This is a genomic window from Rhodococcus sp. B7740, from assembly GCF_000954115.1.
In the GTDB taxonomy this organism is placed as follows: Bacteria; Actinomycetota; Actinomycetes; order Mycobacteriales; family Mycobacteriaceae; genus Rhodococcoides.
In genome coordinates this window covers 3337994-3356212 of record NZ_CP010797.1, presented here as the reverse complement: position 1 = coordinate 3356212, position 18219 = coordinate 3337994, and the positions used below count along the sequence as shown (strand labels likewise).

General features: G+C 64.3%; 20 protein-coding genes. 16 read left to right on the top strand and 4 right to left on the bottom strand.

Annotated features, from left to right (window positions below; genetic code table 11):
• The first annotated feature begins 75 nt into the window (after nucleotides 1-75).
• Genes fabG through NY08_RS25245 form a run of 13 tightly spaced genes read left to right on the top strand, consistent with a single transcriptional unit; the run spans nucleotide 76 to nucleotide 10486 of the window.
• Nucleotides 76-816: a 3-oxoacyl-[acyl-carrier-protein] reductase gene (fabG, locus tag NY08_RS15505; RefSeq protein ID WP_045197327.1), complete on the top strand. Its 741-nt coding sequence runs from the start codon at nucleotides 76-78 to the stop codon at nucleotides 814-816.
• On the top strand, nucleotides 813-1253 hold the full coding sequence (locus NY08_RS15500) for a 3-hydroxyacyl-ACP dehydratase FabZ family protein (RefSeq protein ID WP_052683836.1): 441 nt from the start codon (nucleotides 813-815) through the stop codon (nucleotides 1251-1253). The genes fabG and NY08_RS15500 overlap by 4 nt, the downstream gene beginning before the upstream one ends.
• Complete coding sequence (locus tag NY08_RS15495) at nucleotides 1250-1882, top strand: 3-hydroxyacyl-ACP dehydratase FabZ family protein (protein ID WP_052683835.1); 633 nt, start codon at nucleotides 1250-1252, stop codon at nucleotides 1880-1882. Before NY08_RS15500 ends, NY08_RS15495 begins: the two co-directional genes overlap by 4 nt.
• Complete coding sequence (locus tag NY08_RS15490; RefSeq protein WP_045197326.1) at nucleotides 1879-2142, top strand: acyl carrier protein; 264 nt, start codon at nucleotides 1879-1881, stop codon at nucleotides 2140-2142. The genes NY08_RS15495 and NY08_RS15490 overlap by 4 nt, the downstream gene beginning before the upstream one ends.
• Before the next feature lie 4 nt (nucleotides 2143-2146).
• A complete protein-coding gene (locus NY08_RS15485) occupies nucleotides 2147-3355 on the top strand; it encodes a beta-ketoacyl-[acyl-carrier-protein] synthase family protein (RefSeq protein ID WP_045197325.1) in 1209 nt (402 codons plus the stop codon).
• A 7-nt stretch (nucleotides 3356-3362) separates the two neighbouring features.
• Nucleotides 3363-4487 carry a beta-ketoacyl synthase N-terminal-like domain-containing protein gene (locus NY08_RS15480; RefSeq protein WP_052683834.1) on the top strand — a complete coding sequence of 375 codons (1125 nt, stop codon included), beginning with the start codon at nucleotides 3363-3365 and terminating at the stop codon, nucleotides 4485-4487.
• Nucleotides 4480-5613, top strand: coding sequence for a beta-ketoacyl synthase N-terminal-like domain-containing protein (locus tag NY08_RS15475; RefSeq protein WP_045197324.1), 1134 nt, complete (start codon nucleotides 4480-4482; stop codon nucleotides 5611-5613). The genes NY08_RS15480 and NY08_RS15475 overlap by 8 nt, the downstream gene beginning before the upstream one ends.
• Nucleotides 5610-6461: a beta-ketoacyl synthase N-terminal-like domain-containing protein gene (locus NY08_RS15470; protein WP_052683833.1), complete on the top strand. Its 852-nt coding sequence runs from the start codon at nucleotides 5610-5612 to the stop codon at nucleotides 6459-6461. Before NY08_RS15475 ends, NY08_RS15470 begins: the two co-directional genes overlap by 4 nt.
• A gap of 32 nt (nucleotides 6462-6493) precedes the next feature.
• Nucleotides 6494-7411 carry a hypothetical protein gene (locus NY08_RS15465; protein WP_045200543.1) on the top strand — a complete coding sequence of 306 codons (918 nt, stop codon included), beginning with the start codon at nucleotides 6494-6496 and terminating at the stop codon, nucleotides 7409-7411.
• The gene (locus tag NY08_RS15460; protein ID WP_045197323.1) at nucleotides 7411-8136 is read left to right on the top strand and encodes a 2-hydroxychromene-2-carboxylate isomerase; all 726 of its coding nucleotides are present in this window, start codon (nucleotides 7411-7413) and stop codon (nucleotides 8134-8136) included. The genes NY08_RS15465 and NY08_RS15460 overlap by 1 nt, the downstream gene beginning before the upstream one ends.
• 42 nt (nucleotides 8137-8178) lie before the next feature.
• Complete coding sequence (locus tag NY08_RS15455) at nucleotides 8179-8607, top strand: cobalamin B12-binding domain-containing protein (RefSeq protein WP_235386925.1); 429 nt, start codon at nucleotides 8179-8181, stop codon at nucleotides 8605-8607.
• A complete protein-coding gene (locus NY08_RS15450; RefSeq protein WP_045197321.1) occupies nucleotides 8607-9890 on the top strand; it encodes a methylaspartate mutase in 1284 nt (427 codons plus the stop codon). Before NY08_RS15455 ends, NY08_RS15450 begins: the two co-directional genes overlap by 1 nt.
• The gene (locus tag NY08_RS25245) at nucleotides 9887-10486 is read left to right on the top strand and encodes a hypothetical protein (protein ID WP_052683832.1); all 600 of its coding nucleotides are present in this window, start codon (nucleotides 9887-9889) and stop codon (nucleotides 10484-10486) included. Before NY08_RS15450 ends, NY08_RS25245 begins: the two co-directional genes overlap by 4 nt.
• 8 nt (nucleotides 10487-10494) lie before the next feature.
• Here the strand turns inward: NY08_RS25245 and NY08_RS15440 are convergent, their stop codons facing one another.
• Nucleotides 10495-10959 (bottom strand): DUF3995 domain-containing protein, encoded by a 465-nt coding sequence (locus NY08_RS15440; RefSeq protein ID WP_052683831.1) that lies wholly within the window; start codon nucleotides 10957-10959, stop codon nucleotides 10495-10497.
• Nucleotides 10960-11358: 399 nt separating this feature from the next.
• On the opposite strand from NY08_RS15440, the gene NY08_RS15430 reads away from it, so the two are divergent.
• The 3 genes from NY08_RS15430 (at nucleotide 11359) to NY08_RS15420 (ending at nucleotide 15016) form a co-directional block, all read left to right on the top strand.
• Nucleotides 11359-12309, top strand: coding sequence for a helix-turn-helix transcriptional regulator (locus NY08_RS15430; protein ID WP_045197316.1), 951 nt, complete (start codon nucleotides 11359-11361; stop codon nucleotides 12307-12309).
• Nucleotides 12310-12327: 18 nt separating this feature from the next.
• Complete coding sequence (locus NY08_RS15425) at nucleotides 12328-13266, top strand: ACP S-malonyltransferase (RefSeq protein ID WP_045197314.1); 939 nt, start codon at nucleotides 12328-12330, stop codon at nucleotides 13264-13266.
• Between the two features lie 61 nt (nucleotides 13267-13327).
• Entirely contained in the window at nucleotides 13328-15016 is a 1689-nt protein-coding gene (locus NY08_RS15420; protein WP_045200539.1) for an AMP-binding protein, read from the top strand.
• 68 nt (nucleotides 15017-15084) lie between these two features.
• On the opposite strand, the gene NY08_RS15415 is transcribed toward NY08_RS15420, so the two are convergent.
• The 3 genes from NY08_RS15415 to NY08_RS15405 all read right to left on the bottom strand — a co-directional run bounded on the left by NY08_RS15415 (nucleotide 15085) and on the right by NY08_RS15405 (nucleotide 18215).
• The gene (locus NY08_RS15415; protein ID WP_442970757.1) at nucleotides 15085-15897 is read right to left on the bottom strand and encodes an alpha/beta fold hydrolase; all 813 of its coding nucleotides are present in this window, start codon (nucleotides 15895-15897) and stop codon (nucleotides 15085-15087) included.
• 37 nt (nucleotides 15898-15934) lie between these two features.
• On the bottom strand, nucleotides 15935-17536 hold the full coding sequence (locus tag NY08_RS15410; protein ID WP_045197310.1) for an ABC-F family ATP-binding cassette domain-containing protein: 1602 nt from the start codon (nucleotides 17534-17536) through the stop codon (nucleotides 15935-15937).
• Between the two features lie 133 nt (nucleotides 17537-17669).
• Nucleotides 17670-18215: a hypothetical protein gene (locus NY08_RS15405; protein ID WP_045197309.1), complete on the bottom strand. Its 546-nt coding sequence runs from the start codon at nucleotides 18213-18215 to the stop codon at nucleotides 17670-17672.
• Nucleotides 18216-18219 lie beyond the last annotated feature (4 nt).

Sequence of the window (18219 nt, the reverse complement as noted above, 5' to 3'; positions counted from 1 at the left end):
AAGCTGCATCGCAGGGGATTTCACGGCCACCGCCCCAGTAGCGTCGCAGAGGAGGAACCAACGAAAGGACTTGCAATGCTTTCCAAGCGAAAGGCATTGGTAACCGGAGCTTCTCGTGGAATCGGACGGGCAATTGCGGTAGAGCTCGCCGCGCAGGATCACGACATCGCACTGTGCTACCGCACCGAATCGGATGCCGTCACCGAGACTCTGCGTCAGCTCGAAAAATTCGAGGTAGCAGTCCATCACGCCCCGTGCGACGTCTCCGACGGGGCCGCCGCCGAGGCGTTCGTCGACGCATCCGTCGATGCGCTCGGTGAGATCGACGTACTGGTCAACTGCGCAGGCATCGTCAAGGACCGTCCGTTGGCGCTGATGACGTCCGCGGAGTGGCACGACGTCATCGACACCAATCTGACCGGCACGTTCAACTTCTGTCGGCCGTTGTCCTACCGATTCATGAAGAACCGATCGGGATCGATCGTCAACGTGTCGTCCATCGCCGGTGTGTACGGCAATGTGGGTCAGACGAACTACGCAGCGTCCAAGGCCGGGATCCACGGATTCAGTCGGTCGCTCGCCAAGGAAGTCGCTCGCTACGGGGTGCGTGTCAACGTCGTCGCACCCGGGTTCGTCGAGACGGACATGACCGGTGATCTGAGCGAGAAGGCTCGGAAGAAGGCGCAGGACTCGATCCCGTTGCGTCGCTTCGGAACTGCAGAGGACATCGCCGAGGTGGTCTCGTTCCTCGCCTCGGACCGCGCGTCCTACGTCACCGGCCAGGTTCTTCAGGTCGACGGAGGGATGGTCCTGTGACGCTGGCACTTTCGCGTCCCGATGTCGGAGTGCGAGTACCGCGCGCGGAGCCGGTGATCGGCCTGGACGTGGTCGACATGTCCGACGATCGGGCCAGGGCCCGCAAGCTGGTGTCGGCCCAGGATCCCTACCTCTCCGGCCACTACCCCGACGTACCGATCTTCCCCGGGGTGTTCACCATCGACTCCGTGGTCCAGACCGCGCGGGCATTGCTGATCGACCGCGAGCCGGGGTCGTCACCGCGATTGCAGGTGCTGGTGTCCGCTCAGTTCACCGCGCCACTGCAACCGGGTGACCGATTCGAGGTTGCCGTGCACGTGCTCGACCCCAAGGCCGTCGACCCCGAGGGGACTCGTCGCATCAAAGCGCAGTGCATCCGTGGCGACGGCATCACCGCCGGCCGAATGACACTGCTGATGGGAGGAATCGACCGATGACCACAACGCTCGACGCACTCGATCATGAGGACCTCTCTGCGGAGCCGTTGCGTCCCAACGGGACCGAAGTGCCCGACCGATCGCTGACCTACCGTCAGATTCTCGACACCCTGCCGCACCGGCCACCGATTCTGTTGGTCGATCGAGTACCACACCTGACCGTCGGTGAGTCCATCGTCGCGGAGAAGGCGGTCAACGCCAGTGAGCCGTGCTACGTGGACATCGCCGACTACGTCGACACCGCGCGAGACCCGCGAGATGCCGACGCGTTCGGGGACGAGCGTTTCGCCTACCCGGCCGCTCTGATCATCGAATCACTCGGACAGGCCGCAGCGATCCTGTGGCGCACATCGGTACCGGCCGGGGACGGAACCCTCGTCTTCGGTGGTATCCGCAACTGCAGCTTCCACGCCCACGTGTACCCGGGAGATGTTCTGCAGCATCGGGTTCGGATCGATGCCCTCAAGGGCGACTTCGGAATTCTCTCCGGTCACACCGAGGTCGCAGGCCAGGTCGTAGCCGAGGTCGAATCGATGTTGGTCGCCCTGCGACCGCTGGCCGACAGACAGAACCCCTCGGAAGAACCCACCACAACAGCAGTACCCACAACAGGAATGGAGACATCATGAGCAACGACAGCATCACCTACGTACCCGAGTACCTGGAAGACATTCGCGAGATCGTCGCCGACATCCTCGAGGTCGAGACCGACGAGGTCGGCGAGACAACACATTTCGCCGAGGAGCTCGACGCCGATTCGCTGCGTGCCATCGAGATTCTCTCGCAGCTCGAGAAGAAGTTCAAGATCGACATCCCACAGACCGAACTGCCGCGAATGGAGAACCTGTCCGCGGTGTACGCCGTCGTCGCCGAGCGCGCAGGCTGGTAAGGCGATGACTACCCGCGTCGTCATCACCGGTCTCGGCCCGGTGTCCAGCATCGGCATCGGAGTCGAAGATTTCTGTCAGGGCATCAGAGGCGGCCGCAGTGGAATCTCGGCCATCGATGCGTTCGATACCACGGGATTTCCGGCGACCATGGCCGGCGAGGTCAACGATTTCGTGCCGGCCTCGTACCTGTCGACCCTCGACGAGAACGAGTGGGGCCGAGCGAGTCTGTTCGCTGCGGCCGCCGCGCGACTGGCGGTGGCGGACGCGGGGATCGCGCCCGAACTCCTCTCCACTCACAGGGCCGGATCGGTCATGGGCACCACCGGCGGTGAGACTCGGTCCATCGAACTTATCGCCGAGTCCGCCCTGGCCGACGGACCTGCCGACATCGATCCGGCACTGATCAGAAATGTGCCGAGCGCCCGCATCTCGGAAGCTGTCAACACCGAACTCGGTATGACGGGCGAAGCGCTCACCATCGCCACCGCGTGCTCGGCCAGCAACTACGCAGTGGGCTACGCCTACGACCAACTCGCTTCGGGGGAGGCGGACTACATGATCGCCGGCGGTGCCGATTCGGTACTGCGCTGGGCCCACGCCGGGTTCTATCGTCTGGGTGCGTTGACCGAGAAGGCATGCTCACCGTTCGACGTCGACCGGTCCGGCATCATCACCGGCGAGGGCGGTGCGGCACTCTTTCTCGAGACCTTGGATTCGGCGACCGAACGAGGCGCGCACATCTACGCCGAGGTCCTCGGGTACGGCGTCAACTGCGACGCAATCCACATGGTGGCTCCGGATTCTGCAAGCATCGCCGCGTGTGCCAGGGTGGCGCACGAGAACGCGGGTATCGATGCCGCCGACGTGGACTACATCTGTGCGCACGGTACCGGGACCCCGGCCAACGACGCAGCCGAGACCGCAGCGATGAAGAGTGTCTTCGGTTCCACGCCACCGCCGATGAGTTCGATCAAGTCGATGCTCGGACACACGATGGGTGCAGCCAGTGGCTTCGGAGTGATCGCGTCCTGCCTGGGAATCGATAACGGCTTCATGCCTCCCACAATCAATTTCACCGAACTGGACCCGGCTCTGGACGGTATCGATCCGATACCGAACAACGCGCGCTCCGCGGACGTGCGGTTGGTGCAGAACAACGGTTTCGCCTTCGGTGGAAACAACGCCATAGTCATGCTCGCGAAAGTCGGGTGAATCGCTCATGTCCATCGACGTACACAGTCGAACTCCTACTACCGCCACCGACCGGATCGGCATCTACGGGTCCGGTGTGGTCTCCCCGCTCGGAATCGGCATCGACGCATTCGGAGAGTCACTGGCCCGGTCGATGTCGGCCGAGGCCGACGTATCGACCATGTTCGCAGACGAACTGCCCACCGAGCGTGGGTTCGCCATCGTCGACTTCAAGATGAAGGAACACGTCGACCGCAAGGGCATCCGCTTCTTCGACCGACCGACGTGCTTCGGCATCATCGCGAGCGGGCAGGCACTGCAGGCCTCGGCGGGAACCGAGGTGGACCGTGTAGGGCTGGTGCTCGGCACCACCACCGGGAGCGAGAAGTCCACCAGCGACTATTCCCGGGACACCCTGACCCAACCCAAGCCGTATCTCGTCAACCCGGCAACCTTCCCCAATGCGGTGATGAACTGCGCCGCAGGCCAAGCCGCCATCTGGCACGGGTTGACGGGGGTCAATGCGACCGTCGCCGGCGGTCAGCTGGCCGGCATCCAGGCGCTACGCTACGCAAGGAACTCGATCACTCGCGGATACAGCGACGTGATGGTGGCCGGAGCTGTCGAAGAATTCAGTCCGCAACGTGCTTGGGGCGCATTCGGATTGGATCGCGAGCACCCCTTGGTGGCAGGCGAGGGTGCGGCGACGTTCCTGCTGGCCGGCGACGACAGTGAGACCGCCGCGAAATCGAACGGTCCTATCGCGGAACTGCTTTCCGCCGAGGTGGGCCACTACGGACCCGACGCGCGGATCCGTTCGGCCGGACTCGCCGGCGTCATCGATCGCGCCGTCGAACGCGCGGGAATCGACCGCTCGGACGTGTGGATCGTGGCCACCGGCGAGACCGGAACAGCCGCGCACGATGAGGTCGAGTCCGACGGCGTCGACACAGCCCTGCCTGGAGTCGAGCGTCTGAGGATCAAATTGCTCAATGGCGAAACTCACGCTGCCACCGGCGCTCTCGCGCTGTCCGCAATTCTCGCTCACCACCGTCGTGACCCCGAACTGCACGGCCGGGCCGCCGTTCTGACCGCTGTCTCGCCCGATGGCGCCGTCGCCGCCGCTGTGATCCGAGGTTTCCATCATGGCTGATGTCATCGCCGGAAGCGCGGTGATCAGTCCCCTGGGCGGCCAGGCGGAAACGTTCGACGCATTGATCGCCGGGGAGTCCGCTCTGCGTCCGCTCGAGTTCTACGACCGCGATCGGGTGAACGTACACCTCGGGTATCAGATCGGCGACGGTCCCGAGGGCGACCTGAGACCGGCCGGCTGGCTCACGTCGGTGATCGCCGACGCGGTGGCGGACGCGAAATTGGATCTGTCGGCGGCCCGCGTTGTCGTGGTGGTCGGCACCAGCATGCGCGAATTGCGAGGTGTGGAAAGAGCATTGGCGTCGTCGATCCGGCCGCTGACGTTCGACCTTCCCGATCTCCACTTCACCCGCGCCGTGCGAGCGGTCGTCCCCGACGCGATCGAGGTCATCACCGTCACCAACGCCTGCTCGGCAGGGGGACACGCGCTGGCGATCGGCGAGGACTATCTGGCGACCGGCCGCGCGGACGTGGTGATCGTCGCCGCCTGCGACGGCACCAGCGAGTCCATGATCGCCTCGATCGGCCGCGTGCACGAGGACCCATCGGACGGGGTTCGGCCCTTCGATCGTCGGCGCAAAGGAGTGCTTCTCGGTGAGGGCGCTGCTGCGCTGGTCTTGGTGTCCGCCGAGCATGCATCGTCGATCGACCGTTCGGCCGCGCGAGTGCTCGGCACCGAAATGGCGTGCGACGCAGCACACGAGACCGCACCGGACTCGGCAGGTATCGCACGTACCATGAGGGGCGCTCATCGGCGGGCGGGCATCACCGCCGCCGACGTCGATCTCGTGGTTGCGCACGGCACCGGAACCGCACTGAACGACCCGACCGAGGCAGCGGTACTGGTGGACGTCTTCACCGGCAGTGCCCCCATCGTCACAGCGCTCAAGGGTGCCCTCGGGCACACCACCGGACCGTCACCGCTGATGAGCGTCGCCGTCGGAATCCAAGCCCTGCGCGAACGCCGCGTGCCTGCGATCGTGGGACTCAGCGATCCCATCGACGAAGCCGGCGACATCGACCTGGTCGTCGGATCGCCTCGTCGCACCGGCGGCAGCATCGTGCAAATAGATGCCTTCGGTTTCGGTGGCGTCAATGCCGTTACGCTAGTGCAGGTTCCGGCATGAGCGCGGTGGTGGTCGAGGGACTCGCGGTGCAACTCCCGGGCCTCGACCTGGGTGGACAAGCTCATCTGGCCGCTGCGGCCGACGAGTACTCGACCATCGGCGCAGACTCGGCCAAGACGATCATCGGTCGAAAGCGACTGCTCTACAAAGAGACTGCTACGCGCCTGGCCGCCTGTGCGGTGCACCGGGCACTCGGACTCGACATCGGCACGGTACCGGAGGCAGCGTCCGGTGCCGACGCGGACACCGCGGTGATCGTGAGTTCCAATCTGAACAACGTCGACACCGTCGCGCAGATGGACGAGTTGGTTCTGGCAGGAAAATTATCCGATGTCAGTTCCATGCAGGTGCCCAATGCCTCACCCAACGCGGTGGCCTCGTCCCTGGCGATCAGGTTCGGGCTGCAGGGTCCGAACCTACTGATCAGCTCGGGAATCACCGGCGGCCACAGCGCCGTTCGGGTTGCCGCAGCGATGCTGCACAACCGCAGAGCCACCCGCGTGGTGGTCGTCGGTGTCGAACCGTCCGACCCGGTCGCAGAGGTCGTCAACGGCGCTCCGCTGGTGGCCGCATCGGCGTGTGTGGTTCTTCGGCTGGTGGACTCACCGCCGCCCGGCACAGTGACCGTGGAACTGGACGATCCCGCGCCCCAGGCGGGCCACCTCGAATTCGGCGCCGGCGGAGTCGATCTCGTCAGCGCAGTGGGAAACACCTACGGGACCCTCGGTGTACTGCAGGTCGCGGTCGCGGCCAACTGGATGTGGCAACACCCGGTGTCCTCGGCATCGATGGTATGCGAGAACTCCGAAGACGGAAGAACCCGATTGTGGCTGGCGCGAGCCGCCTGACTGCACCGCAACGACAAGAGAAGGACGTGCACATGACCACCGAAACACACTTGCCCACCGAGACGACGACGTATGTCGGGCGGCCCCGCTTCGAGGGCGCGAACATCAGGACCTGGATCGGATTCAAGCACTTCACCTATCTCATGGAAGAGGGCGTGCTGCAGTATCTTCGTGATCGAGATCTGGGTCCCACCAAGCTGTACCGTGATTTCGGCCTCGGGGTCGAGTTCGTCGACTCGTCCATCCAGCTGCCCAACACCATCGACCTCGACGACGAGGTGAAGGTCCAGGTCACGCGGGACGAACGCAAGCTCGGCTGGGCCTTCTCGGTCCGCATGACGGTCGATCGAGGTGACGGCCCGATAACCGTGCTCAACGGCAAGACCCGGGTGCAACTGATTCACGAGGTGGACACCACCCCGCGGTCCTCCGTCCCGGAGACCGTCGCCGAGGCGGTCTCGGAGATCACCTCGCTCGACACCACCGGACCCCAGACGTTGGCGCAGCTGAAGTCCGAGGACCCGAATACCTTCCTGTGGTCGTGGCGGATCCCGTACTTCTACTGCCACTACTCACTGCGCCTGCAGCACTCCGGTTACGTGCGCGCGGTCGAGGAAGTGGTGGACCGCTTTCTGTTCGACCGGGGCCTCGCCATCGAGGAGGTACTGGCCGAACGAGGCTGGATTCCCGTGGTATCACGCTCTCGCATAACGCTTCTCGAAGACGCCCTGATGGGTGAGACGCTGCACACCGTCATGCGAGTCGACGAGGTGATCAAGGACGTGATGTACCCCGCCAAGATCGACATGTACGTCGAGCGCGGGGGCACGCTGTTCCACACCGCCACCGCATCGGTGGTGCACGGCTACGCCGTCAGCCGGGGCACCGAGGCGGGCACGCTGGCGACGTTCGACGACGAGACGCGCACCAAGCTACTCGGGGGCCGCTGATGGCACGCGCGCCCAAGCCACCGAAGGTGTGGTTCTCGTTTCGCAGTCCGTTCAGCTGGATCGCAATGCACGAGCTCGATCGCCGAGTCCCCTCTGCGCGTTCGACATTCGACTTCGTACCGTTCTGGGAGCCCGACGCCAACACCGCGAGCCGGTTGGCCGCACGCGGTGGCGAGATCATCTACACCCCCATGAGCAAGGCCAAGCACCTGTACATCCTGCAGGATACGAAACGGCTCGCCGAACGGTACGGACTGTCCATGACCTGGCCGGTGGACATGTCGCCGTGGTGGGAACCGTCGCACCTGGGCTGGCTGCAGGCGCGTGCAGCGGGCAGGCAATGGGAGTTCTACGACGCCGTCGTCGCGGCCCGCTGGGAACGCGGCGAGGACATCAGTGATCCGGCCGTGATCAGTAGAGCAGCGGAGATCGCCGGGCTCGATCCCGCGGCGATCGCGTCCGCGGTCGACGACGACACCGTGCGCGACGCCGGCGCAGACGCTCTGTACGACGGTTACCACTCCGACATCTTCGGGGTGCCCTACTTCCTGAACAAGCGTCAGCGATTCTGGGGCCTCGACCGGTTGGAGTGGTTCCTCACCGATCTTTCGGTTGCCGGTGTGGACGTGTCCTCGGACGGTATCGCGGCAATCGAGGACGACCGGATCGACCGGTTGCTGGGAGCTGTTGCTTACGACACGGACTCTGCCGGTGGCTGCGGATAGCCGCGTCGTGGGCGGCGGGAGTGGAGCCTGCGGGGGACTTCCGTGCCGGCTGTCGGTCGGCGGGTGGTTCTGACGACGGTGTCCTCCGACGCACACACGTGGAACCTGGTGTTCCTGGCGTTGCTTCTCGAGGAGCACGGTCACACGGTAGTCAACCTCGGCCCGTGCGTACCGGACGAGGTGGTGGTGCAGGCGTGCCGGCGCATCGAACCCGATGTACTGGTGGTCAGCACGGTCAACGGTCACGGCTGCATCGATGGTGTGCGGTTGATCGAACGCATCAGGGCAGAGATCGGCGGCGTGCCGGCGGTCATCGGTGGGAAGTTGACGACCATGGGTGAGAGCGGGCACGAACGCACTGCCCAACTCTTGGACGCCGGGTTCGACTCCGTTTTTCTCGACGCGTCCGATCTGGACGGTCTGACACGATTCCTGGATTCAGCCGACGCACTCACCTCGGTGGGTGCGTGATGGACGACTTCGGTGGGTACGTGGCTTCGTCCGATTCCCTTGTGGTGCAGCCGAGGATGGGATTTTCGGATCCGGAGACCATGAGGACCGGGCTGGCGGCGACTGCCGCTGCCCACGCCGCCACGGTGGGGACGATCACTCTCGACAGCTTCACGCGAGTAGGCGATCTCGATACCGCCGCACGGGCGGTACGAGCGGGATCCGACTTGAACGGGTACCCCATTCTGACGCACGATTCGTCGGTGACCGAGCGGGTGCTGGCGGACAGTCTGGCTGCTGGTTTTCCCGTCCAGATTCGGCACGGATCGGCCCTGGCGCACTCGATCGTCGAACGGCTGGTGCAGGTGGGGCTCACTGCGACCGAAGGCGGCCCTATCTCCTACTGCCTGCCGTACGGCCGCACACCCATCGCCGAGGCAGTCACCGATTGGGCGCGAACGTGTGAAACCCTCGCCGCGGCCCGAACGCCCACGCGCACCCCTCATCTGGAGACCTTCGGGGGGTGTCTGATGGGGCAGTTGTGCCCTCCGAGCTTGCTGATCGCGGTGTCGATCCTCGAGGGCATGTTCTTCGCCGGACACGGGCTGACGAGTGTCTCGCTGAGCTACGCCCAGCAGACCGACGAGAGGCAGGATCGCGAGGCACTCACGGTTCTGCGTCGTCTGGCGGCCCGATACTTGCCGAACATCCGATGGCATGTGGTTGTGTACGCCTACATGGGTGTCTATCCCACGACGATCGGGGGAGCCACCGATCTGCTCGGCGCAGCCGCGCGACTCGCAGTGGACGGATCGGCCGAACGGCTGATCGTGAAGACCGTCGCCGAGTCGAAGCGGATCCCCACGATCGAGCAGAATGTCGCTGCGCTCGAGCATGCGAGTGCGACTGCTGCCGGACGGCTTCGAGCTGCCGATGCTGATATCTCGCAACTGGATTCGGGTATCGAGGACGAGGCGCTGGCCCTGGTCGAGGGGGCTCTCGACTGCCACCGCGACATCGACGTGGCCCTGGTTCGTGCATTGAACCGCGGCATCATCGACGTTCCCTACTGCTTGCATCCGGACAACAGCGGACGTGCCCGCGCAGTGATCGACGGCGGAGGACGGCTGCAGTGGTCGTCCATCGGAGCGATGCCACTACCGGTGCCTACCGGAGTCACCGCGGCGATGTCCTCGTCTGCATTGCTCGACAATCTGCACCACGTCCAGATGAAATTCGATGTACCGCACCTACCCGTCGCGGCGAAGGCGGACATACCCGAAATGGAAGGGGCGAGTCGATGACTCTCATCGATCAGATCATGCCGCGTTTTTCCCAGCAGGAGACACACCGGCGGGTGGTCTCGGCACCGGAATCGACTGTGTGGGATGCCCTGCACGCGACACCGGTGGACGCCCTGTCGATGTCGATGGCGCTCGTGCGGCTCCGGTCGGGTCCGAAGGCGTGGATCGACCCTGATTGGTCCAAGAATGTTGCTGCACAATCGAACAAGCCAGCCGTGGAGGCCTTCGCTCCGCGCGAGATCGATCGCGTCGAGGGAACGGAGTTGGTGCTCGCCGATATCGCCCGGTACGACTTCTCCGGCAATGGTCGGCCGGGCATCTCCCGAACCGATCGGGCGGCATTCGAGAGTTTCGACGAGCCCGGGTGGACGAAGGTGGTCATGAACTTCACCGTCGAGCCGCATCGAAGTGGAACGCTGCTCTGTACGCGCACGCGGGTCTGCACCACCGACACCCGCACATCGCTTCGCTTCGCTGCGTACTGGGCGTTGATCCGCCCGGGGAGTGCGTTGATCAGACGCGATCTTCTGGCTGCGATCGCGTCGGTGGCAGAGTCGATGGTCGGTGAGAGGGCCGGCGACGAGGCGATGCGATGACAGGTGGTTCAGTGCGCGAGAGCGGGTCGTTCGGCTCGGCGTGACAGGATCAGTCCGGCCAGTAGCGCTGTGCCCCAAAGAAAGAACGCACCGTCGAAGAACAGGTGCCCGATCTTGACCCCACGATTCTCCGCGGTCGCGATCAGGCCGACGGCGGCACCGACGAACGAGAGCCCGCCCCATGCGATCAACACGACCGATCCCACCCAGGATATGGCGAAGATTGCGCGCCGCAGCGGAACTCGGTTCAGCAGCGCGAGCAAGGGTAGTACGGCCGCGGCCAATTTGAACACCGTGAGCCCGCCGAGCACCGCGCGTGCGGTGGTGGGGTCGGTGTCGACCCATTCGGTGGCCCATGATCCGACGGTTCCGAGCATCCACCGCCCGCCCGCAGCCCAGTATCCGGAGAACGCTGCGTGGATCAGTCCGATGATGCATGCGGCGGCGAAATAGCGGGTGGTATCGGTCTTCACTGGAATTGCAGCCTTTCGACGATGTATCGCGATCTGTTCGAGTACTGAAAATAGTGGAAGAATTGATTATCGAATGTTGCATCGACAACCTCGTTCCAGGGCCCTTGTGCACCTCTTCCTTGCATTGCCGCAAGTCGTTTGGATGGCTATATTGTTGATGGTTCGCCGATCGTACCTGCTGGGTGAGTGGCCGCCGATCGCGAGCCGGGGGATACTCGGTGTTCACGCGTTCTTCATGAAGTTGTGCCAGTTTTACGAAGAAGGATCGGGGAATTCGGCAGGCTCGTTCACCGAATAGATGCATATTTCTTCCTCGCTCCAGGCGCACGACCGATGCGCCAGAAGTTCGACGCACATTGTGTTAGGTACACGAGATGTCCGAGACACTAGGAGTGGCAGATGGGGATTCGTATCTTCAACCAGCAGACCGAGGAGGTCTATCGTGCGCTGCTCAAGCGTGCGCGCTGGAATCCGCCGGATCTGGTAGCGCAGTCGCCCCGGGACGATTCCGCTGTCGTTGACGATATCTGTGCACTGCAGAATTCGCGGATGGTCGCCCCGTCGGCCGACGAACCCGGGTTCGTCCGAGCCATCGAGCCACGGCTTGCCCTTCCGACTCTTGTTGCGCGACAGTTCAAAACGGGTGACGCATCGGAGTTGGTCGCCGCACCGAGCGTGATACAGAACGTCATCGAGCAACACGAGGGATTCACCTCGATAGCCCCGGGTTGGCACGTCGGTGGTCTCGACCGAGCTGCGGTATTGGTGGAGCGGCTGGTGGCAACCGGTCGGCGCGAGTTGATATTCACAACCCCGGTGTATGTACCGCACTCGTTCGAGCACGCTCCATACATTGCGGAGCTGGCTCGGCGCAAGGGAATGAAGGTGAAGATGTTGTGGACATCAGCCCTCGGAAGTCTTCCCGCGCTCACATCGGTTGTTCAGGAACTGATGGATATGGGTTGCGAGATCAGAATCTCGAAGACACTGATGGACCGCGCAGTCATCGTGGACCGAAGTGTCGCCATCAATCTCTCGGATCCCGACTCGGTGCACTTGTATTCCCATGAAGACCGCGTCACCGATCTCGCTTCACGATCGGCCGATCACTGGAATTCCGCTCAACCGGTACGTCGCGCCGTCTACGCCGACACTCCACGTAATGCGTTGGCGCGCCACGAGGTAATCCTGGGATATCTCGCCGAGGGGCTTACCGACGAGTCCATCGCCAGTAAACTCGAAGTCAGTATTCGCACCGTGCGCAGTGACATCGCTAAGACGATGTCCAATCTCGACGCCAAGAGCAGATTTCAGGCCGGCGTCGCCGCGTCGCGTATCGGTATCGTCTGAAGGAACGGGAGAAGAACGATGATTGCAATCGTCGCGCCCGGTCAGGGCAGTCAGAAGCCGGGCATGTTGGCACCGTGGTGTGACCCCGCGATACCCGAGGCGCGCGACGTCTCGGCATTGATCGACGAACTCTCCGAAGCGGCAGGGCTCGACCTTCGCTACTTCGGCACCGAGGCGGCGGCGGAGGAAATCGTCGACACCGCCGTGGCTCAGCCGCTGATCGTCGCATTCTCGCTGATCGGTCTCGCCTCGCTCGGCGGGGCCGAACTTCCCGCCGACGAGACGGTGTTCGTCGGACATTCGGTCGGAGAGCTCACGGCGCTGGCGGGGTGCGGGGTGCTGACGCCTTTCGATGCGGTGGCACTGGCGCGGGCGCGTGGAATTGCGATGGCGAAATGCTGCGCCGCTACCGACGGGTCCATGGCTGCTCTGTTGGGAGTCGACGCGGCAGCGGCCGAGGAGATCGCCGCAGGAGCGGGTGTGCGGGTGGCGAACCACAACGGCGGCGGGCAGGTTGTGGTCGGAGGTCGACGGGACCGAGTCGCTGCCCTGGCCGCCCAGCCGCCCACCGACGTCAAGGTTGTCGAGATGAAGGTGGCAGGTGCGTTCCATACCGACCTCATGAGCGAGGCGCAGGAGCAGCTTGCCGAGGCTGTCGAGCAGGTGCGGTTCGCCGAGCCGGTAGCCACGATGATCTCGAGTACGAACGGTCGTGTGACGGCGTCAGGGTTTGCCGACATCGTCGTCTCGGCCGTCACCGCACCGGTTCGGTGGGACCTGTGCGTGCAGACGCTGCAGCAGATCGGTGCCGACCACCGCATCGAGTTGCCCCCGGCCGGTGCGCTGTCCTCGATGGCGCGCCGAGAGAACCCGCGGCCCACGTCGACCAAGATCACCGATCCCGGGGGCGTCGCCGAATTCGTTCGGGCAGTGCGGGTCACCCCCGTTCAGGGGTAGCGTCCGGACTTTCGCTTCCCCTAGCGTTGCGGTGATGGGCATCACAGGCGTAGGAGGAAACATGGCCGAATCGGCATACACGGCATTCAGGAACGCTCGCGATCTACTCCTCGACGCCTACGGCGAGTACGACCGCGCCGTCGACACTTTCGAGTGGCCGTCGTTCGGTGAGACGTTCAACTGGGCGATCGATTGGTTCGACGCGATCGCACGAGGCAACGACGGCACCGCGCTGTGGATAGTCGAGGAGGACGGCAGCGAGGCCAAGTACAGCTTCGACGACATCGCTCGTCGCTCCGACCAGGTTGCCCGGTGGCTCGAACAGCAGGGAATCGGCCGCGGTGACTCGGTGATCCTGATGCTCGGCAATCAGGTGGAGTTGTGGGAAGCGATGCTCGCGGTCATGAAGCTGGGCGCTGTGTTGATGCCGACCACCACGGCCATCGGATCCTCGGACCTGACCGACCGCGTGGTACGCGGCAATGCGCGAGCAGTGATCGTGAACCCCTCGGACACCGGCAAATTCGACGACGTCCCCGGTGACTACCTGCGTATCGCCACCTCCGCCTCCGACGGTTGGGTCGACTATTCCGGGGCCCGTGATGTCGAAGCTCGATCGTTCGAGTCGATGACCGCTCCCACCGACCGACTGCTGATGTACTTCACCTCCGGCACCACCAGCAAGCCCAAACTCGTCGAGCATACTCAGATCTCCTACCCCGTAGGGCATCTGAGCACCATGTACTTCCTCGGGCTGCGCCCGGGAGATGTGCACCTGAACATCAGCTCCCCGGGGTGGGCCAAGCACGCGTGGAGTTGCTTCTTCGCCCCGTGGATCGCCGAGGCGACCATCTTCATCTACAACTACGGCAAGTTCGACGCGAAAGCACTGCTCGAGCAGATCCGGCGCGCCGAGGTGACGACGTTCTGCGCACCACCGACCGTGTGGCGCATGCTGATTCAGGCCGATCTCGCCGGCGGCGGCGGCGCGCTCCGCGAGGCGATCGGAGCCGGTGAACCGCTCAATCCCGAGGTGATCTCGCGGGTCCAGCAGGAGTGGGGCCTGAGTATCCGCGACGGGTTCGGGCAGACGGAAACCACTGCACTGGTGGCCAACACGCCCGGTGCGGTACTCAAGTCCGGCTCCATGGGTAGGCCGTTGCCGGGCGTTCCGGTGGTGATCGTCGACCCCACCACCGGCGAACTCGCCGACGAGGGCGAAATCTGCCTCGACCTGGCCCAGCACCCGTTCAACCTGATGACCGGCTACCTCGGTGACCCCGAACGCAATGCCGCCGTCATGGCCGACGGTTACTACCACACCGGCGACGTCGCATCACGGGACTCCGAGGGCTACATCACCTACGTCGGCCGCACCGATGACGTGTTCAAGGCCTCGGATTACAAGATCTCCCCGTTCGAGCTCGAAAGCGTGCTCATCGAACACCCCGCCGTTGCCGAGGCCGCGGTGGTGCCGGCCCCGGACGAGACGCGACTGGCCGTTCCCAAGGCATACGTGGCATTGGCGTCGGGCTGGGAACCCAACGAGGACACCGCATTCGAGATCTTGAAATACGCACGCGAGCACCTGGCTCCGTTCCTGCGCGTGCGCCGCATCGAATTCTTCGAGCTACCGAAAACGATCTCCGGCAAGATTCGCCGTGTGGAATTGCGCGCTCGTGAGGATGCGGCCGTGGGTCCGCTGGAGACCGAGTGGCGCGACGACCAGTTTCCTGCGCTGAAGAGGTGATGTGACTGTCCACAATTTGCCTGCGGAGACGGGATCCCGATTCTCGAGGCGAATTGTGGACGCTCAGGTCACCTGCCCCAGAACCGTTCGAGGACGCCGAGCACTTCTGCGGAGGCCGCCATCGTCGTCGCATGATCGAATCCGCGGATGACATGCAATTCGGAGTTCGGTACCAACGCTGCGGCAGCGCGCGTGTCGTCGAGCCGGGTGCCGTCCTGCGAGCCGACGTAGAACAGCGACGGCTGGGCGAAGTGCTGCAACGTCTCGTCGGGTAGGCCGGGATCGGCATCATTGGCTCGGATGTACGCAGCCATGGCCTGAGCGTCGTTGGCGGAGAACACCGCTCGCGTACCGGGATCGATCGGAAACATGCGGTGGTCGTTCCACGCCTCGAGGAACCCGTCCATGCCACTGTGCTCCAACACATCCGCGCATCCCGGGAAGAACAGGCGATCGAACGCTCCGGCCTGAGCGCCGTGACTACCGCCGCCCACGGCCAGTGATCGCACTCGTTCGGGCCTCGCCCCGGTCAACGCCAAGCCCGCCCGGGCCCCGAACGAATAGCCGAGATAGTCGACGGTGTCGACACCCACTGCGTCGAGCACCGCAGTCAGATCGCCGACGATGATGCTCATCGCATACGCGTCGGGAGTATGGGGCTTGTCGCTGCGACCGTGCCCGCGACTGTCGATCAGAATCAACCGCCGACTCCCGCGCAGCGCCTTCACATACCCGAACGTCCGCCAGATCGTATGCGTCAGAAAACTGCCGTGCACCATCAACAGGGGTGGGCCCGACCCCACCACCGTGTACGCAATCCGTGTCCCATCGTCTGCATTCGAGGCGTACTCCACCCCGCGATTCTTGCCTCTCGAGTCCACTCAATGTGACATTGACCCCCGAAAAGGCCACTGAACGTCACATTGACTCCTCACGGGTGGGCGCTTCTTCGGGTGACTCTGCGGTCGGGGTGAGGTCGATGGTGCGGGTCGGGCCGATGGCGTCGAGGAACGGTCGGTCGTGGCTTGCGACGATCAGTGCACCTTCGAATGTCTCGAGTGCGTCGATGAGGTGTTGTCGGCTGGTGATGTCGAGGTTGTTGGTCGGCTCGTCGAGCATCAGTAGTTTCGGAGCCGGCTCTGCCAGCAGAATTCGTGCCAGTGCGGCGCGCAGTCGCTCTCCTCCGGAGAGGGTCGCGACGACGGCGTCGGCGTCGGATCCGCGGAACAGGAAGCGCGCGAGTTGGCCTCGAATCCGTTCGGCGGTGGCCTGTGGCGCGACGTCTGCGACGTTGTCGGCGACGGTGCGAGCCTCGTCGAAGATGTCGAGTCGCTGCGGTAGGTACTTCCACGGCACCTCGGCTCCGGTGGCGTCCAGAGCCCGTAGCAGTGTGGTCTTGCCGCTGCCGTTCGGCCCGACCAGAGCGATGCGTTCGGGACCGACGACAGTGAGCTCCTCGTGGGTCAGAACGACCTGTCCGGGATGAACTCTCGTTGCCGGGAGGTCGACGCGTATCTCGCGGTCGTCGCGCACGAGGTCCTCGGCGGCCGAGAGCGACGATCTGGCGTCGTCGACGCGATCGGTGTGGGTACCGCGTAGCTTTCCGGCCGATTCCTGAGCGGCGCGTTTTCGCGCACCCATGATGATCTTGGGTTCGCGCTTCTGCTCTTCCATCTTCTTGCCGTACCGCAGACGGCGGTCAAGTTTGATTCGGGTGTCGATCAATTCGCGTTCCTGCTTGCGGACGTCGTTCTTCGCGTCGCGGACCGTTGCCCGCGCCGCCTCCTGTTCGGCGTCGATCACCGAGCGATAGTGCCGGTAGTTGCCGCCGAACATGCGCAGCCGCGAGACTCCACTGCGCTCTGCCCGCACCTCGGCGATGGAGTCGACGCGTTCGAGCAGTTCGAGGTCGTGAGTGCACACGATCAGCACACCCGAATACCCGTCGACCGCTGTGTGCAACCGTTGTCGCGCAACCCGATCGAGGTTGTTGGTCGGTTCGTCCAGCAGTAGTACGTCGGGCTCGGCCAGTAGCTCCGCGGTGAGAGCGAGCAGCGTGGCCTCGCCGCCCGACAGGGTGCCGATTCGGCGATCCAGGTCGTCGAGGGACCCGACGACGCTGCCGAGGCCGAGCTTGTCCAGCAACGCCAGAGCGCGCTCCTCGATGTCCCAGGCCGACCCGACGATTGCGAAGTCTTCCTCGTCGGCGGAACCGGATTCGATGCGATGCAATGCTTCTCGCACCGAATCGATGGCCAGTACCCGATCCACGGGTAGATCGGGGTCCAGTGTGATGTCCTGTCGCAGGTAGCCCAAGACGCCCGGCATCGTGATGGAACCTCGTTGCGGTACCAATTCCCCGGCGAGCAACCTCAGTAAGGTCGACTTCCCCGCACCGTTGGAACCGACGAGACCTGTTGTGCCGCTGGTAAAGATGGCCGACAAGGCGTCGAACACGGGGTCGCCGTCGGGCCAGGAGAACGTCAGGTTCGAGACAGAAAGGGAGGATGAATGAGGCATGGGCGCTCCAAAGGTGTGCATGCGGACGATCTGCAGGCGTCTAGTACCTTTGGAAGAGCAATGGCCTCTCCGAATCTGTGGGCAACAGGGCAGGACCCACGCTAACCCCGAACCCCGCGAGCGCGCAATCGAATTAGATCGTCGGGCCCTTCTTGCGCAGATCGTCGACCGTCTCCATGGCGCCGCGGAGCTCGTCCAACCACTCCTGGGTGTGTTCTCCGACCAGCTTGACGGCCCACGCGAGGGCGTCCGCGCGGGAGCGAGCGACGCCGGCGTCGACGAGGGTGTCCAGGACGCGACGCTCGGGCTGACGCAGGCGGGTCATGACCGGTACCGCGAGGTGGGTGAACAGGACCACGTCGGATCCGGTTCTCACACCCCAGGCGACCTTGCGTCCGTATCGCTTCTCGGCCTCGGCGGCGATCTGCATGCGGTCGCCGCGGGTCGTTTCTCGGAACCGTGCGATGCGACCCTCGTTGGTGGCCGGTGAACTGTCCGGCTCTGCAGGCAATTTTCCTACGACGACGATCTCCTCTCGGTCGACCTCGACCGAGGCGGCGCCGTCGAACCAAGTGTCCGGGAGTCGGCCACCGAACCAGTCGGCGGCGTCGGTGGCGTCCGGAATGTCTGCGTGCTGCCAGCCGCCGGGGCGGCCGAACGAGCGTCCGTTGGGTTTCATGAGG

Excerpts from the sequence above, each read along its gene's own strand:
- NY08_RS15410 (WP_045197310.1), bottom strand. The coding sequence starts at position 17,536 with ATGCCTCATTCATCCTCCCTTTCTGTCTCGAACCTGACGTTCTCCTGG.
- NY08_RS15480 (WP_052683834.1), top strand. The coding sequence starts at position 3,363 with ATGTCCATCGACGTACACAGTCGAACTCCTACTACCGCCACCGACCGG.
- NY08_RS15490 (WP_045197326.1), top strand. The coding sequence starts at position 1,879 with ATGAGCAACGACAGCATCACCTACGTACCCGAGTACCTGGAAGACATT.
- NY08_RS15420 (WP_045200539.1), top strand. The coding sequence starts at position 13,328 with ATGGCCGAATCGGCATACACGGCATTCAGGAACGCTCGCGATCTACTC.
- NY08_RS15485 (WP_045197325.1), top strand. The coding sequence starts at position 2,147 with ATGACTACCCGCGTCGTCATCACCGGTCTCGGCCCGGTGTCCAGCATC.
- NY08_RS15460 (WP_045197323.1), top strand. The coding sequence starts at position 7,411 with ATGGCACGCGCGCCCAAGCCACCGAAGGTGTGGTTCTCGTTTCGCAGT.
- NY08_RS15425 (WP_045197314.1), top strand. The coding sequence starts at position 12,328 with ATGATTGCAATCGTCGCGCCCGGTCAGGGCAGTCAGAAGCCGGGCATG.
- NY08_RS15465 (WP_045200543.1), top strand. The coding sequence starts at position 6,494 with ATGACCACCGAAACACACTTGCCCACCGAGACGACGACGTATGTCGGG.
- NY08_RS15470 (WP_052683833.1), top strand. The coding sequence starts at position 5,610 with ATGAGCGCGGTGGTGGTCGAGGGACTCGCGGTGCAACTCCCGGGCCTC.
- NY08_RS15450 (WP_045197321.1), top strand. The coding sequence starts at position 8,607 with ATGGACGACTTCGGTGGGTACGTGGCTTCGTCCGATTCCCTTGTGGTG.
- fabG (WP_045197327.1), top strand. The coding sequence starts at position 76 with ATGCTTTCCAAGCGAAAGGCATTGGTAACCGGAGCTTCTCGTGGAATC.
- NY08_RS15495 (WP_052683835.1), top strand. The coding sequence starts at position 1,250 with ATGACCACAACGCTCGACGCACTCGATCATGAGGACCTCTCTGCGGAG.
- NY08_RS15430 (WP_045197316.1), top strand. The coding sequence starts at position 11,359 with ATGGGGATTCGTATCTTCAACCAGCAGACCGAGGAGGTCTATCGTGCG.
- NY08_RS15475 (WP_045197324.1), top strand. The coding sequence starts at position 4,480 with ATGGCTGATGTCATCGCCGGAAGCGCGGTGATCAGTCCCCTGGGCGGC.
- NY08_RS15405 (WP_045197309.1), bottom strand. The coding sequence starts at position 18,215 with ATGAAACCCAACGGACGCTCGTTCGGCCGCCCCGGCGGCTGGCAGCAC.
- NY08_RS25245 (WP_052683832.1), top strand. The coding sequence starts at position 9,887 with ATGACTCTCATCGATCAGATCATGCCGCGTTTTTCCCAGCAGGAGACA.